General features: G+C 41.3%; 11 protein-coding genes. 1 reads left to right on the forward strand and 10 read right to left on the reverse strand.

Annotated features, from left to right (window positions below; translation table 11 throughout):
- Nucleotides 1-64: 64 nt before the first annotated feature.
- The 6 genes from trpC to WKF69_RS00160 form a co-directional block, all read right to left on the reverse strand.
- Nucleotides 65-883: an indole-3-glycerol phosphate synthase TrpC gene (trpC, locus tag WKF69_RS00135; protein WP_340378494.1), complete on the reverse strand. Its 819-nt coding sequence runs from the start codon at nt 881-883 to the stop codon at nt 65-67.
- Nucleotides 884-896: 13 nt separating this feature from the next.
- Nucleotides 897-1,460 (reverse strand): aminodeoxychorismate/anthranilate synthase component II, encoded by a 564-nt coding sequence (locus tag WKF69_RS00140; RefSeq protein WP_340378495.1) that lies wholly within the window; start codon nt 1,458-1,460, stop codon nt 897-899.
- Nucleotides 1,461-1,571: 111 nt separating this feature from the next.
- A complete protein-coding gene (locus WKF69_RS00145) occupies nt 1,572-2,981 on the reverse strand; it encodes an anthranilate synthase component I family protein (protein WP_340378496.1) in 1,410 nt (469 codons plus the stop codon).
- Nucleotides 2,982-3,250: 269 nt separating this feature from the next.
- Nucleotides 3,251-3,706 carry a cytochrome B gene (locus tag WKF69_RS00150; protein ID WP_340378497.1) on the reverse strand — a complete coding sequence of 152 codons (456 nt, stop codon included), beginning with the start codon at nt 3,704-3,706 and terminating at the stop codon, nt 3,251-3,253.
- Nucleotides 3,707-3,766: 60 nt separating this feature from the next.
- Entirely contained in the window at nt 3,767-4,765 is a 999-nt protein-coding gene (locus WKF69_RS00155) for a hypothetical protein (protein WP_340378498.1), read from the reverse strand.
- A 164-nt stretch (nt 4,766-4,929) separates the two neighbouring features.
- The gene (locus WKF69_RS00160; protein ID WP_340378499.1) at nt 4,930-5,310 is read right to left on the reverse strand and encodes a response regulator; all 381 of its coding nucleotides are present in this window, start codon (nt 5,308-5,310) and stop codon (nt 4,930-4,932) included.
- Between the two features lie 1,375 nt (nt 5,311-6,685).
- Here WKF69_RS00160 and WKF69_RS00165 point away from each other — a divergent pair.
- Nucleotides 6,686-7,159, forward strand: a complete 474-nt coding sequence (locus WKF69_RS00165) for an Lrp/AsnC ligand binding domain-containing protein (RefSeq protein WP_340378500.1) — start codon at nt 6,686-6,688, stop codon at nt 7,157-7,159.
- Nucleotides 7,160-7,207: 48 nt separating this feature from the next.
- Here WKF69_RS00165 and WKF69_RS00170 read toward each other — a convergent pair whose 3' ends face one another.
- The 4 genes from WKF69_RS00170 to WKF69_RS00185 all read right to left on the reverse strand — a co-directional run bounded on the left by WKF69_RS00170 (nt 7,208) and on the right by WKF69_RS00185 (nt 15,217).
- The gene (locus WKF69_RS00170) at nt 7,208-8,197 is read right to left on the reverse strand and encodes a pyruvate dehydrogenase complex E1 component subunit beta (RefSeq protein WP_340378501.1); all 990 of its coding nucleotides are present in this window, start codon (nt 8,195-8,197) and stop codon (nt 7,208-7,210) included.
- Between the two features lie 94 nt (nt 8,198-8,291).
- Nucleotides 8,292-8,777, reverse strand: a complete 486-nt coding sequence (tnpA, locus tag WKF69_RS00175; protein ID WP_340378502.1) for an IS200/IS605 family transposase — start codon at nt 8,775-8,777, stop codon at nt 8,292-8,294.
- A gap of 255 nt (nt 8,778-9,032) precedes the next feature.
- Nucleotides 9,033-11,909, reverse strand: a complete 2,877-nt coding sequence (locus WKF69_RS00180) for a PD-(D/E)XK nuclease family protein (RefSeq protein ID WP_340378503.1) — start codon at nt 11,907-11,909, stop codon at nt 9,033-9,035.
- Entirely contained in the window at nt 11,909-15,217 is a 3,309-nt protein-coding gene (locus WKF69_RS00185) for a UvrD-helicase domain-containing protein (RefSeq protein ID WP_340378504.1), read from the reverse strand. Before WKF69_RS00185 ends, WKF69_RS00180 begins: the two co-directional genes overlap by 1 nt.
- Nucleotides 15,218-15,243: the final 26 nt, after the last annotated feature.

Below are 15,243 nucleotides of genomic sequence, written 5' to 3' on the forward strand. Positions count from 1 at the left end.
GGAACCAAGAGCCCAGACGTCGTAAAGGATATTCGCTATGTCTTGATTCTTGGTTCTTGGCTCTCTAAATTCTGTTTACAAACTCAGTCATAGCTTTACCCGGGTCATTTTGCTTCATGAAATTTTCGCCGATCAGAAAACCATCAAAACCCGCAGTTCTTAATTCGGTAATGGTTTTGGGATCACTTAATCCACTTTCTGAGATCTTTAAAAACTCGGAAGGGATATGCTCCGCCAAATCGTATGAATGCTGGACTGAAACTGTAAAATTTCCCAAATTTCTATTATTCACTCCCACGGCATCTAGTTCCGGGAACAGGCTTCTGTCGAGTTCCTCGCGGTTATGCACTTCAAGAAGCACACTCATACCCAAGCCTTTCGCAAGCCTTGCGAGCTTTTGTATTTCTGCCGGTTGGAGAATCGCCGCTATTAATAGAATAACATCGGCTCCCAGAGCTTTCGCCTCCACAACCTGATATTCATCCAGCATGAACTCCTTTCGCAGAACGGGAATTTGATTTCTCTTCCGGGCTTCGATGAGGTCACGTTTTCTTCCTCCGAAAAAGCTTCTATCGGTTAATACAGAAAGCGCAGAAGCGCCGGCCGCAACGTATCCGTTTGTTACTTCCCTAACACTTACCGTGTTATTAATTATCCCTTTTGAAGGTGATTGCCTTTTAAATTCAGCAATGATACCTGTGCGCGCAGGATCTAGAATAAATTCACGAAAGGAGTAGCATTCTCTGAAAAAATTATCGGATTCCTCAAGCCTGACTATTGGTGCCCGGCGCCGATCTGCTTCAATCTCCTGCTTTTTCTTAGCAACGATCTTATCCAGAATATTTGCCTGCTGCTTTCCGGATTTTATTTCATTTTCATTCATATTCAAATCATTATCAGCTAAGCCAGTTTGATATTAATAGTTTTCCATGCTCAGTTAACACTGATTCAGGGTGGAATTGAACACCGCGTACATCAAGTGTGCGATGCCTTAACGCCATGATCACTCCATCAACATCGGTTGCCGTTATTTCGATATCCTCTGGTACATTATCGTTTTTCACCGCCCATGAATGATATCTTCCGACTTTAAATTCGGACGGGCAGTTTTTAAATAGCTTTTCGTCTGTATCCAGCACTTTAATCTCGGTCGCACGACCATGAACCGGCCGTGAAAGATTGTATAGCTCTCCGCCAAAAACCTCTCCAATTGCCTGAAGCCCGAGACAGATACCAAGAATACTTTTGCTCGCAGAATAGGTGCGGATAACATCCAGTAGTAAACCTGATTCAGAAGGAATTCCAGGTCCGGGGGATAAAAGGATCTTATCGAATGCATTTACATCCGCAAGTTTGAACTTATCATTACGCCATACAGTCGCCTCATGCCCGGTTTCGTTTAAAAGGTGCACCAGATTGAAGGTAAAGGAGTCGTAATTATCTATAACGAGTATATTCATTTGTTGGTTGTTAGTTATAGGTTGTTAGTTGCTGGTTATCGGTGTCTAAATGGGGGCCGTTTGAAAATTGAATTTGCCCGCTTTCAACTCTCAACTCTCCACTGTCAACTTTTAAAGCTCTTCCGCCATTTCCAGCGCCTTTCTTAACGCCATTATCTTGTTATTAACTTCATTTAATTCACTTTGCGGATCCGAATCTGCAACGATGCCTGCTCCAGCCTGATAATGGAGAACATTGTTCTGGCTTAGAAATGAGCGGATCATGATTGCATGATTAAAATCTCCATTGAAGCCCATGAAACCTATCGCACCACTATAAAATCCACGCTTCTGGCCTTCGAACCTATCGATCAGTGTCATAGCCATATACTTTGGAGCACCGCTCAGAGTGCCCGCCGGATAAGTATCTCCGACCACATCAAATGGATCTACGAATTTTTGCAGCTGGCCGGTAACTTTGGACACCATATGGATCAGGTGAGAATAGTATTGAATTTCCTTGAAGGATTTTACCTCAACTTTATCACAATGCCTGCTCAGGTCATTTCGGGCAAGGTCGACTAACATCACATGCTCCGCATTTTCTTTAACATCCTGTTTTAGATTTTCGGCAAGTTGGGCATCAAGCAAGCCGTCGCCAGTTCTTTTGAACGTACCGGCAATGGGATAGATGGTAGCCTCATTGTTCTTGATCGTTAGCTGTGCCTCAGGTGATGAACCGAATAGTTTAAAATCACCATAGTCATAATAAAAAAGATAAGGTGAAGGGTTTATGGATCGCAAAGCCCTGTAAACATTGAACTCATCCCCAAGAAAAGGTTTTGAGAAAGCCCTGGAAGGAACGATCTGAAAAACGTCTCCACGGAAGATATGTTTCTTTACACCCTTTACTGTTTCAATAAATTCCTCATCAGTAAAATTCGACTTTTCCTCACCATTTAAATTGAATTTATATTCAGGAAAATTCTTATTCTGGATCAGGTATTGGATCTTCTCAAGGCTATCGGGAGTTTTCTTATCAGTTCGGTGCTCCAGCAGGTATAACTCATTCTTAAAGTGATCGATAACAATGATATACCGGTAAACATGATACTGCATAAGAGGGATATTTCTTCCCTCCGCAGCTGTAGCGGTCAATTTTATATCCTCGAAGTGTTCAATCGTTTCATACGCAAAATAACCAAACAGGCCATTTGAAATAAATTTAAAATCATTAGCTGATGTCGATTCAAACTGATTTCTGAACTCAGAAACCTGTTTCTTCAGGTCAACTTCTTTCAGCGGATATTGGTCACGGGTTCCGTCCGGAAAATATGTCTCCAGCTTATCACCTGTCAGTGTTATTCCTGCAATAGGGTCACAGCAAACGTAACTCAAGCTGTTTTCACGACTATGGTAATCAGAGCTTTCAAGGAGTATACTGTTTGGAAATACATCTCTCAAACGCAAATAAATACTCACAGGCGTTGTAGTATCGGCAAGTAATTTTTTGTGTGATGTATATAATTTATAATTCTTCATATCTCTATTGTAGATCCATAAGGATACTTTTAGCCATAAAAAAACCCGACGGGTTTACGCGTCGGGTTCATGTTGATTAGGTTTTGGTTGATTAATATTATCTCAAAATACCTGTCCCGTGCGCCGCTCTTTTAAAGGGTACCACCAATTTCCAGTATTCTGTGTCATCTTCATCGATCACAAAAATATAAAGAAATTTGACATTGCAAATTTTTTGAGGATATAAATTTTTGAAAAAGACCGCTCTAGTATGGTTTTTCCTTAGTCTATCAGGGATTTCCCATAGACATCCCCAGCAATGGGCGACCGCTTTGATAAATTGCTACAACAATCACCAGCACCGCCAGGCCATAGTAAAGGGCTATTGCCCGGTGTTTATTTATAGCGATGTCGCCTTTCTTCGACCGGGCATGTCCCACGGTTATCAATGCAACAGCGAACAACATTAATACAGCATGTTCCACAGTCCAGTAACGTGTTACTGTATTCTTCATAGCTTCACCCATGTTTCCGTATTGTACAAAAGGACTAACGAAATACAAAATTAATCCTGCCAGCAGTTGAGTATGCGTAGCGATCATTGCAAATAGATTGACTTTCCGGTTTGTTTGGGTATAATCTTTTTTGCCAAATAGCGCTGTTACCGATAAAACGATCGCTAATGCAAGAAGCAATAGAACGATATAGCGTAATCCCGAATGAAGTCCTAGTAGGAAATTGTACATATTGCCTGTGATTTTATATAGACAAAGTAAAGAAAAAAGTATGAATCACAAGGACCGATTTTATCTGGCATCAAGATAAATGGCTTCAGGGGAAGATGACAAGGTTGCTGTCCGAAAAGGCGTAACATTGTTTTTATCCAGGAACTTAAAAACAAGGATCCTTTTATTAGCCTTTTCTGCAACGTAGATAAGGTCCTTATCTATTCTTGTATCCCACGCGACATCAACGGGGTTACCTAGCCCCGTTGCCGCTCCCGAAATAATTGTAGTGGGTGTTACTGGTCCTCCTGCAGTAAACTTTGCTGCAACGCCGGTGATAATATAAATAGCACCATCGCTATTAGATGCTGCTGCACCAATATCGGTAAGAATTAATGCGTCTCGGGCGGAAGAATATGTGATTCCATGCAACCTCATGGCTCCAGCTATAGTGATTTTTTTGGTCGGAGCGACGGTGCCAACCTGTAGCGAAGATGCCTTTTCGAATAATTGTACTTCAACCCTACCCTGATCCATAACTACAAACAGATTATCATCTTGCAGATGGATCCCCCATGGCTGTCCGGAAAGCTTAAGTTTTTTGGTCGCCCGGGCGCTGCCGGCTATGGTGTCTACACCTACATATACATACAGAGCGCTATCACTATTACTCGCCACATAAAGAGTTTTCCGTACGCGATCGAAAGCGATCTCCCTTGCACTTGTTAGAGCATCATCTATAAACGAGGCCTTTTGCGTAAGGGAGCCATCAGTCTTCACTGTAAATGTCCGGATATTTTTAGCCTGCCTGCTTACCTGAAAAACAGTTCCAGAGTAAGCATCGAAAACGATACCGTTTCCATCGGGCAGTTTAGTATCAAATTTATCTGGGTTATCCAACGTCGCGCCATCCGCCGGATCAAATATCACTGTGCTCATTACTGATGCATCGGTATCTGCATTAGATACATACAATCTGGACACAGTGCTTTGCGGCAGAGGCTCATTGTCATCTTTAGTACAACCAGAAAACAGGATAGCCGAAATAAGAAAAAAAGCAGATAAGATATGACGGTTCATAATTTCACCTTAAAGGTAAGGGTTCATATCACAATACGTAATTTTTTAACCGAGCGATACAGCGGAGCGATCAAACAAAAATCAAAAATGTCTGCAGAGTTTACAAATCAGCATTGTCTCCAATTTGAGAACATATTGCTCACGCAGGAGATTGGTTAAAATACTTAGTCGTTGTTAACTTTTCCAGATTTGAATGCCTTATTTACTACTTCTTCTAATTGACTAATACTAAATGGCTTAGCAAGTGTATAATCCGCTCCGGCGTTTTCTGCCAACTCGTCTATATCATGGCTTCCTGTAAAGTACACTACTGGTATAGATTTGTGGACAGGATGGTTCTTGATGGTCTGTGTAGCAACGACTCCGCCATGAGTAGGGATCTTATTATCCATGAAAATGATGGAGGGTTTTAGATCCTCTATTTTCTCAATTATATTGTCACAATCGGGAATTGTATAAACTTCAGCCATATTACTGTCTACAAGGATGATAGCCACCACCTCGGAAATCGTTATATCATCATCGCAAACCAGTACGCGTCTCATTATTATATATTTACTTGAACCTAATAATACAACATTCAAGCCATTATTCAGATTTTATTCAAGCTTGCTCAAAAAAAGGGCAATTAGCATTTCGTCCTAAAATAAAATAAGCTCCTGATGGGCAGGAGCTTATTTAAACTAACCAATTATAAACCTGTTGAAAGGTTCGCTGTAGGGGAAGGAGTCGAACCTTCACGAAGCAGTTATTTCCCTTTTACGGTATTTCCCAAATCTTCGCCACCGAGACGAGGAGGTGTGTCTGCCAAATTTCACCACCCTACAGTGTGTAAGCTTTCAAGTATTTCCGATTGCTTGATACAAATGTAATACATCCCGCAATTCCTTGCAAATTTTTTAATGATTTAGTTATATTTTTATGTAAATGAAAATATTTAAATATAATTAATGCTGATATCGTAATTTATTCGAAAATTAAATGGTTTAAATTTCAATATTAATAAAGGCCTTGTACATATTACGATAGTTATATTGTTTTTTACTTTGATGAGCTTAAATAATCGAATACGAAAGGATATAGTTTGAAAATTTAATAATTTGAAAAGCAGGGCCTGTGATAATCGGAAAAAGCAATCGGGCTCTCCGCTGTAGTTTTTGCCATGAATTTTGGTTTTAACCAGCTAAATTGACGTGGGGCAAAAAGCTGCCGCTTCGATCCCGTTTAGATAGCAGGGATTATGCTGCTGTTATCGTCAGGCCCAATATCGATCGAATGTTGTTCCGTTAGGCTATGCAAGCTACCGCAGCAAAGAACTTCTGTCCTACGTAAAATAAACCGGATCGAAGCAAGTAGCCTTTGCCAGCTGATATTTCATTTTGAACATACAATTTTATTGGCAAAGCTACCTGCCTACCGGCCAGGCAGGCTGCGCAGAGCCGGACTACCGGGACCAAAGAGACACAGGCCTTCCTTTCCAATAGATTAATAAAAATATTCTTCAAGATAATCGTAGAAAACAGTAGAAAAAACCTGATCATTAATAAATGACTAATTAGCATTCTCGCTGCTTTTTAATAGCAATTGTCCTAAAATAAAATAAGCTCCTGATGGGCAGGAGCTTATTTAAACTAACCAATTATAAACCTGTTGAAAGGTTCGCTGTAGGGGAAGGAGTCGAACCTTCACGAAGCAGTTATTTCCCTTTTACGGTATTTCCCAAATCTTCGCCACCGAGACGAGGAGGTGTGTCTGCCAAATTTCACCACCCTACAGTGTGTAAGCTTTCAAGTATTTCCCGATTGCTTGATACAAATGTAATACAAAGGGCAATTCCTTGCAAATTTATTAACAAAATATTTTAATTTTTACATTTTTAATAATTATATTAGAGGATTGTTAAAAATATACTAATTGGAAATGGAAAACCGTAGTCAAAATTTCGAACCTGATAATCTTGATTTGCAGATCCTCGGGATTCTGATGGAAGACGCAACTATCCCTTATACTGAAATTGCAAAGAAACTCATCGTTTCGGGGGGAACTATTCACGTAAGAATGAAGAAGATGCAGGATCTAGGAGTTATAAAGGGATCTCACTTAATGATCGATCCCCAGAAAATAGGCTATGATATTTGTGCCTTTCTCGGAATCTTCCTAGAAAAAGGATCACAGTATAAGGATGCGGTAGAAAATCTCAAAGCCATCAGAGAAATCGTAGAGCTCCATTATTGCACTGGCTCATATAGCATGTTTGCTAAGATCATCTGCAGGGATACCAATCATCTGAGACATGTTCTTAATGAAGATATCCAGGGTGTTAAAGGAATACAGCGAACGGAGACATTTATATCGCTCGAAGAAAGTATAAAACGTCAGATCACATTGCAGTAAACAAAAAAGCCTGCGCTTAAGAGTGCAGGCCTTAAATGCTTTATTTTTTTATTTAGCTTCTAAGTACATTACGCTTTTTACTGCTGCAATAACTTTCTCTGCATTAGGAAGTGCTTCCTTAATTAAGGTCGGTGCATAAGGCAAAGGCACATCGGCGCATGCCACGCGCAGAACCGGTGCATCAAGGAAATCAAATGCATCCTTTTGAACCTTAAATGCTACCTCAGTAGCAATAGATCCCAAAGGCCACGCCTCTTCCACAAATACCATTCTGTTTGTCTTCTTAACAGAGGCAATCACAGTTTCGTAATCGATAGGACGAACAGTCCGAAGATCTATCACCTCGGCATTAATGCCTTCTTTTGTTAATTCTTCTACAGCCGGCATAACTACGCGAGAAAGCATCTTCCCGAAAGTAACTATTGTTACATCAGTACCTTCTTTCACAATATTTGCTTTGCCTATTTCAATGTAATATTCTTCTTCAGGTACTTCACCTTTATCGCCATACATAACCTCAGATTCCATAAAAATAACAGGATCAGGATCGATGATAGATTGCTTTAGCAAGCCTTTAGCTTCATATGGTGTTGAAGGAACTACTACTTTAAGACCGGGACAGTTAGCGTACCAGTTTTCGAAATTCTGGGAATGCTGTGCACCAAGCTGACCGGCGTTACCTGTCGGGCCTCGGAAAACTATCGGACAAGAAAATTGTCCGCCGCTCATAGATAAAACTTTAGAGGCGGCATTTATTACCTGATCAATAGCAACAAGAGAGAAATTGAAAGTCATAAATTCAATGATCGGATTCAATCCATTCATTGCAGCACCGATACCAATGCCAGCAAAGCCAAGCTCAGCAATAGGTGTATCAATAATACGCTTGGCGCCAAACTCATCAAGCATTCCCTGACTCACTTTATATGCTCCATTGTACTCAGCAACTTCTTCACCCATTAAAAAGATCTTGTTGTTTTTACGCATCTCTTCATTTAATGCTTCGCGAAGTGCTTCTCTGAACTGTATTTCTCTCATCTCGAAAATTCAATTTTTGGAATGCAAATATACCTATCAATTACGAAATATCAATTACGAATTACGAAGTGCCTCCGACTCACGCCAGTAACGGCTATTCCCATACATACCTCTCGTCATAATCAACCTTATACAATTTTAATATTCCGCGGAATTCATCCTTAAAGGTTTGGCTTTTATGATGTTCATGTTGGTTAGCAATATAATTACTCACTGCGTCTACTCCTTGGTAATTTACCGAGAATGCTCCATACCCATGTTGCCAATAGAAGTTTCCCAAAGTGCTATCTTTTGATTTGATCCATTTAGATGAATGGGATTTAAGCTCTTCTAAAAGGTTCATTAGTGCAATCTTCTTTGACAGCATACATAAGATGTGGATATGGTCCGTGTAACCGCCAATTTTCACTGGATAACAATGCAGATTATTGCAAATCCCACCCAGATAAGCATGCAATTCCTCTTCGTAAGGTGCAAAAATTAAGGGTTCACGATATTTTGTACTAAATGTTATGTGGAGATAATTTTTGACGAGTGACTGCCCCATGATGCTATAAGATTTATCCACTAAAATATTCATTGATCTGATATAACGCCCCTTCAGGGCTTGGACGGGTCGTATTAATTAGCGAAGGGTTGCACCCATCGCTAATTATAGCACCCTTTCAGGGCTAATGCCGGTGATTTGTTGGGCAGGAGCCGATATTCGTTACAGTTAATCCCACGCTTTCAGACTCCTCGATAAAAATACCTTGAATAGCCCTGAAAGGGCGAAACACACCAACACAAGGCGTAGCCCTGTGTGTATATGATGCGATCCTCTGCGTGCTGGGACCTACCTCTGACAAATTTTCTTAAACGGACAATACTTACATGTATCCAAATTCGTGGTTTGGACAAACGGGATACTCACATCGAAGATCTCATTTAGCTTTTCCGTCAGCTTGAGTTCAAACTGCTCTTTGAAATAACCGAGGTTTTGATCCGACAGCTGTAAGCCTTCTTTACGTTTTTCGCTGAACAGGGTCCCGCTTTTGAAATCTTTGACCGTATAAAGATGCGGCTCAACATTCTGTACCACTTTAGCCTTTTCGTAGACATAGGTGTAAAAAAGCGTTTGTATTAGAGCTTTATTCTGATCTTTTCCCTCTTCAGAAAAAAGGCCTTCAAAGTCTTTGTACTTTAGGTGGTCTTTTCCGGTTTTATAATCTACGATCCTGATTTTTCCCTGATGAGAATCAACCCTGTCGATAATGCCCAACAGCCTTACCTGCTCTTCTCGTCCGGATACCTGCAATTTGAGCAAAGGAGTATAGCTCTCACGATTTTCAAGTTCAACAATTGTAAACGGCGCAAGGCTCTCGTCGTGCCTGATCACCCTCAAAGCATATTGTTCAAGCACCTTTAATACTATTTGCTGTAAAGCATCCTGCTTCCTCAACGGATTTTTAGGATCTGTATTCAATGCAACAGCTAGTGCGTCAACACAAATTGCAGGCAGATTTTTTTCCTGTAATTTTATAAACTCTGCAGTTACTTCACTGCCAACCGAGCTCTTATAAAAGCTTTCCATTACAGTGTGAAGCATGGTGCCAACCAGGCTTGATCCAATCTGGTCGGGCAGATCTTTTGGTTCTTTCAAGCCAGCGATCCTGCTGTAGAAGAACTTTAGCGGACAGCTTACATAATCTGTAAACGCGGTTGCTGATATCTTCTTTTCATATTTGGTTTCTGGTTTTCGTTTAAGATATTTCTCCAGCCTTTCGCGAACAAGCCCCGTTTTCTCAACGATAATTTTCTGTTCGCCATAATTCTCAACCGACTGATTTTGCTGCACCACATGCTTGAACTGACAATTTGTTTCAAATTGTAGTTGTTTAATGAATCGGCTTTCTTCGCCCGTGCTTTTCTCATCGGTTATACCATTGTATACCAGCGTTATTTTTTTTGCGCAGTGCAGCAGGCGATAGAAGAAATAGGAAAAGATCGAATTTTGGTTTTCCAAAACAGGTAGACCAAACGCTCTTCTAACGTTGTCTGGAATAAACGATGGAGTAATACTAACCTTTGGCAATACACCTTCGTTCATCCCCAGAACCATGAGTTCATCGAAATCAAGGCAGCGACTTTCTAGTAAACCCATAACCTGCAATCCAGATAGTGGCTCACCATCGAATGGCACCGAAAGACCTGTAAGAGCTCGTCTGATTGTCCGGAACACGAATTTGGCGCCCATTCCTGATACAACTTCATTTTGTTCCAGCTCTTCAAAGCTGTCCAGAAGAACGTTCAGCGTTTTGACAGCCTCCGCGATAAGCAGGCTGTCAAGTTTGCGCAGATTTTCCAGCTGTTCTGACAATATCAGCAGCAAGCTTCCAAAGTTACGGATCGTATCGGCGGCACTTTTGTAAGGTGAAAAGCTTAAATCGCTGATCTTACCAATTGCCCGAAGTTCCGTAAGGTCAAACCGCGACTTTTTGCCCTCTATTATTTCCTCGTGAATACGATTCCGGTGATTGGCTTCTATATTAATGAGGGGGTTGAGGATATAAGTCAGCACCTTGTTGTATACTATAGAATTTTGATCACCAGCGGCAATTTCCTCCTGAATATCGAGCCAAAGATCGCATAAGCCAAACACTGCCGACTGCTCAAATGGATACCCCATCGTTATGTTCAGCGTGTCATCAGAAACAGTTTGTAAAACCGGAAGCAGTAAAGCTTCATCAGCAAGGATAATAGCTTTGGTGTCAGCAGACGTCGAACTAGCTGATGATAACAAATTAGTTAACAATTTGCCTTGAGCCACATTACCTAAGGCCTGCACAACTGTGAAATCCTTAGCAGGGTCGTTGATTCTATTTTCAGAAACTTCGAACCTGTTTATGAGTCCAACTTTATTTATATTTCTTCGAATAAAATGACCGGCCTCCTGTTTTGGATCTCCGAAGTAGTGTTCGTCTGAATCAAAATAAAACGAGCATATGCCTTCGTCCTGCCATTTCTTGAATAAAAGCTCCTCGGCTTTAGAAAGCGCATTAAATCCAATAAACACAACATGTGAAAATTGATTCAAAAAGCCCGGGGCCGCTGATTTACCCTCGGCAAGATTACGATACATTTTGGCGCTGCTAACCAGATCCTGATCCTCCAGTTTTTTATGAAAGTTCTTATAGAGTGCCGGCATCCTGTGCCACATCTCAATGAATTTTTCCTGGATCTTGCTTTGCTTTTCTCCTGAGAATGAAGACCAGAATGATTTCATAAATTCGAGCTGCTCCTCTTCGAAATTCGGGAACTGGTGCTGCAGCTCTGCGATGCTTCCTATCAAGTTGAAAACCTTGGCGGGATCTGCAAGGTAATAATCGATCTGAGAAAAATCTGAAACGATTATTTCTGCGAGTGGGTAAAACACATCAGCGCTAACGAGTTCTTTTCCTTCCGATTTCAGCAACAGATTGTATTCCGTGAAAAGCACAAAGAATTGCTTTAGCTGCGAAGCAGACACCTGCGTTGTTGAGCCTGCAAAGAACTGCTGAATAGTGTAAAAATGCGGGCTCCAAATAGGCTTTCCGCTTAATTCGGATAGATATTTTTTCAGAAAAAGCTGTGGGCGTTTGTTATTGAAAACAATAGCGACATTCTGAAGGTCATCCCCAAAACGGTCCAGCAGATCGCCGGCAACGCGATATAGAAACTTATCCTCGTTCATTATCCAACTTTCTGAAGCTTGCGTTCCTGAGCATACCATAAATAGGCGTGAACTTCCTTAAACTCCCCCATTTTCATTAGACTATCGCGATATAAGCTGATATCACCAACATATTTGCTTTGTTCAGCACCAAACTTGAAATCCAGCAAAACCGCATGATCATCAAACACGAATAATTTATCAGGCCGTTTAACGACGCCTTCGCTCAGGATAATATCTTTTTCACTTATTACTGCTTTGGCAGTACTAAACCAAGAGTGGATTTCGTCCTGCATTAACACATCCCGAACGGCTGTCCTTATCTCAGCTTTCTCAGTTACTCTGATAAGACCTTCCTGTACTTTTTCGTTGATGAGCTTGTCCAGATTCTCGAGACTGCTGATCGTTTCAAGAAGCCCGTGTAATACCACTCCCTTTCTTTGGCGTGCATTAAACCAGGTATCTTGCTTTTGACTATTTCTTTTAAACCGATCGGTCAATTCCTCATTGACCTGATAGGTGTTAACGATCAGAGGATCATTTTCTTCCTGCGATTTCTGAGAAGGAATTGATACCGTATCACCAAATACAAAGGTCTCATCTTCCTGAATGAATTGCGGATCCTTGCTCCCAGCTGACATCAAAAGCTCCGATAGGATGAGCTGAATATCGTTAACGGGACCATGCTTGGGTTTCTTTGGCAGCTTCGGACATATCATATACAGATAATCTTTTGCGCGGGTTGTAGCCACATAAAGGGTATTGATGATGTCCATGTAGTTGAGCAGCATCTCTTCAAAATAATTCTCTGCAAATGCTGTAGAGGCAAGGCTTTTATTATAGTCTACTGGTAGCGAGTTAAATCTCCCGAAGCCGGCTGCATTGGCGTCTACCCACAATAATTTTTTGATGTATCCGCTTGATGTATTTAATTTCCAGCTGATAAATGGAATAATCACTGCTCGGAATTCAAGTCCTTTGGATTTGTGAATTGTCATAACCTGAACAGCATCCTGATTCTCAGATGACGGCAAGGCTTTAGCCGACCCTTCTGTATCCCACCAATTTAAAAACTCTCCGATACCCTGATCACCTCCTGAGGAAAACACGGCCACCTGGTCTCTAAAAGCAAGTAAAAATGGAATGTGAGTGGAAGTACGCGTTGTACCCAGCTCATAAATATTGATTAATTTCTCCGTAAGCTCGGAAACAGGTAGCTGACGGAAAGAAGTAAACTCGCTGCATAATCTCGGTGGCAAAACGTTATCCAGATCATCAATATTCCTCATTGCCAGATCAATCCATTGGTTACTTGCCAGATCGATTATTTCACTTTCAGGGTTTTTTATCTGATGCCAGAGTCGTGCACACTCTGTTTTAAAAATTCCATTTTCATGCTCGTGAGCTGAGAGAATCCTAAACGTGCTGACCAATAACTGTACGGCGGGGTTGTTTAGAATTTTCAGAGCTTCACCCGAAATAACCTGGAAACTCTTTGATGCCGCTTTACTCAGTTTTTCCTGATTGCTTTTTGTGAAAATACAGCTTAAGATTTCCTCTGCTTCGCGGTTGGTTTTAACAAGTATTCCAATATCCTTCATAGCAACTCCTCCTTCCAGCAGTTCGATCAGCTTAGATATGGTGTAGGCTGCTGCAATAGTCTGGTCTTCTTCATCCTCAAACTCCTCATCTTTGCAAAAAAACTTAACCTCAACTTTTCCACCTGGCGAAGTAAATTCTGTGCTGTTTTGCAGGCTGCCCTCATATGCTTTTTCAATCAGACGGTTATTCTCGCGACCCCAAATTTCATGCAAATGTTCCCGTGCTGTGTCAGTAAAAACCTGATTGATCTGCTGCTGCAAAAGCGCTGGAAGCTTTGAATAAACAAAATTATTGAAACGGATAATGTTTTCAGAACTTCTGCGATTGAATTCAAGGTTCTCCTGACTGACATTATCTATCAGCAGATCGTTGCTCACATTGCTGTGAAGGATTCGCCAATCACCGTTACGCCAGCGATAGATCGATTGCTTAACATCGCCCACAACCAGGTGTTCGGATTGCTCTCGCGTGCTTTCAGCAATAGCGTTTTTTATCAGGGGAAGGAAGTTCATCCACTGGAAGGTGCTCGTATCCTGAAATTCGTCGAAAAGAAAGTGTTTGTATTTATTCCCTGTTTTCTCCCAGATAAAGGAAGGATTATCGACATCAGAACCTGTAATACCTTTCAAAAGCTGCTGGGCGTCGCTGATTAGCAAGGTCCGGTTTTCCGAGCGGTAATTTTTTAGAAGGTCTGCCATTCCCTGCATCAAACGCAAGTACGAGCTGTTCTTACTTATCGCAAGATAGGTTTCATACTTTTCGCTGCCTTCGTTATAAAATTGTGTTAGCGACTTAATTTCAGGATTTAAACTCTCATATAAAGCCTGGACTCCGCTGGTATCACTTAGGGATCCATGCGGCCACTCGCTGAAATCATCAATTAATTTTTCAAGCGAGGGAACATGTGAAAGGTCCTCCCCGAGAATCTTCTCAAGCTTCAACAAAGGGTGTCGTGATTTTTGATTCAGCTCATCCGACAGGATACCCGAAGAGTCAAAAATTTTCTTGATGCTTCCTGCTTTTTCTAAAACAGCATCTTTAAATTCTTTAATCCCGAGACCTACTATTTCCCTAAGACTATTGAACTCTTTGCCCTGCTCATTCCCCATGGCAAGCATAGCTTCCTGAAACGGGTAATACCGTTCTTTGAAAATCTCATTGGCAAGATCTTTTAAAGCCCGCTGGTAATCCCAGTCTTTACCATCACTTATTCGATCTATAGCCAGGTTAGTAACCCATTCTAGTAAATCGGGGTCATTCTCGAGGTGAAGGTTCAGGGCTTTTATGAGCTCGTCCTTTACCTTGTCCTGATTCATTTCCAGTTTATACCCGCTATCGAGATTCAATTCAAAAGCGAAGCTCCTGATCAGTTGTTGGACAAACCCATCAATTGTGCTGACGGAAAACCGGCTGTAATCGTGAAGAATACTACTGTAGATCTCTGATGCTTTCGATCGAATATCCTGATCACTGACTTCAGGGTAATTTTCCTGCAGAATAGCGCTGAACTTCGATTTTTCATATCCGGAATTCGCAAGCTCTTCCAGAGAAGTAAGGATTCGCTCCTTCATCTCCGCGGTTGCTTTATTAGTGAAAGTAACCGCCAGAATTTCTCTGTACTTTCCGGTGCCACTGAAAAGCAGGATTAGGTAATGAGCCGTCAGGGTAAAAGTTTTACCCGAGCCCGCTGATGCACGTATTAGCTTAAGAGGTTTGTGGCGAGCCATCGACTGTATTCTACTTTTTATCTGTG

Origin of the sequence: Daejeonella sp., from assembly GCF_037719425.1 — a bacterium.
GTDB lineage: Bacteria > Bacteroidota > Bacteroidia > Sphingobacteriales > Sphingobacteriaceae > Daejeonella.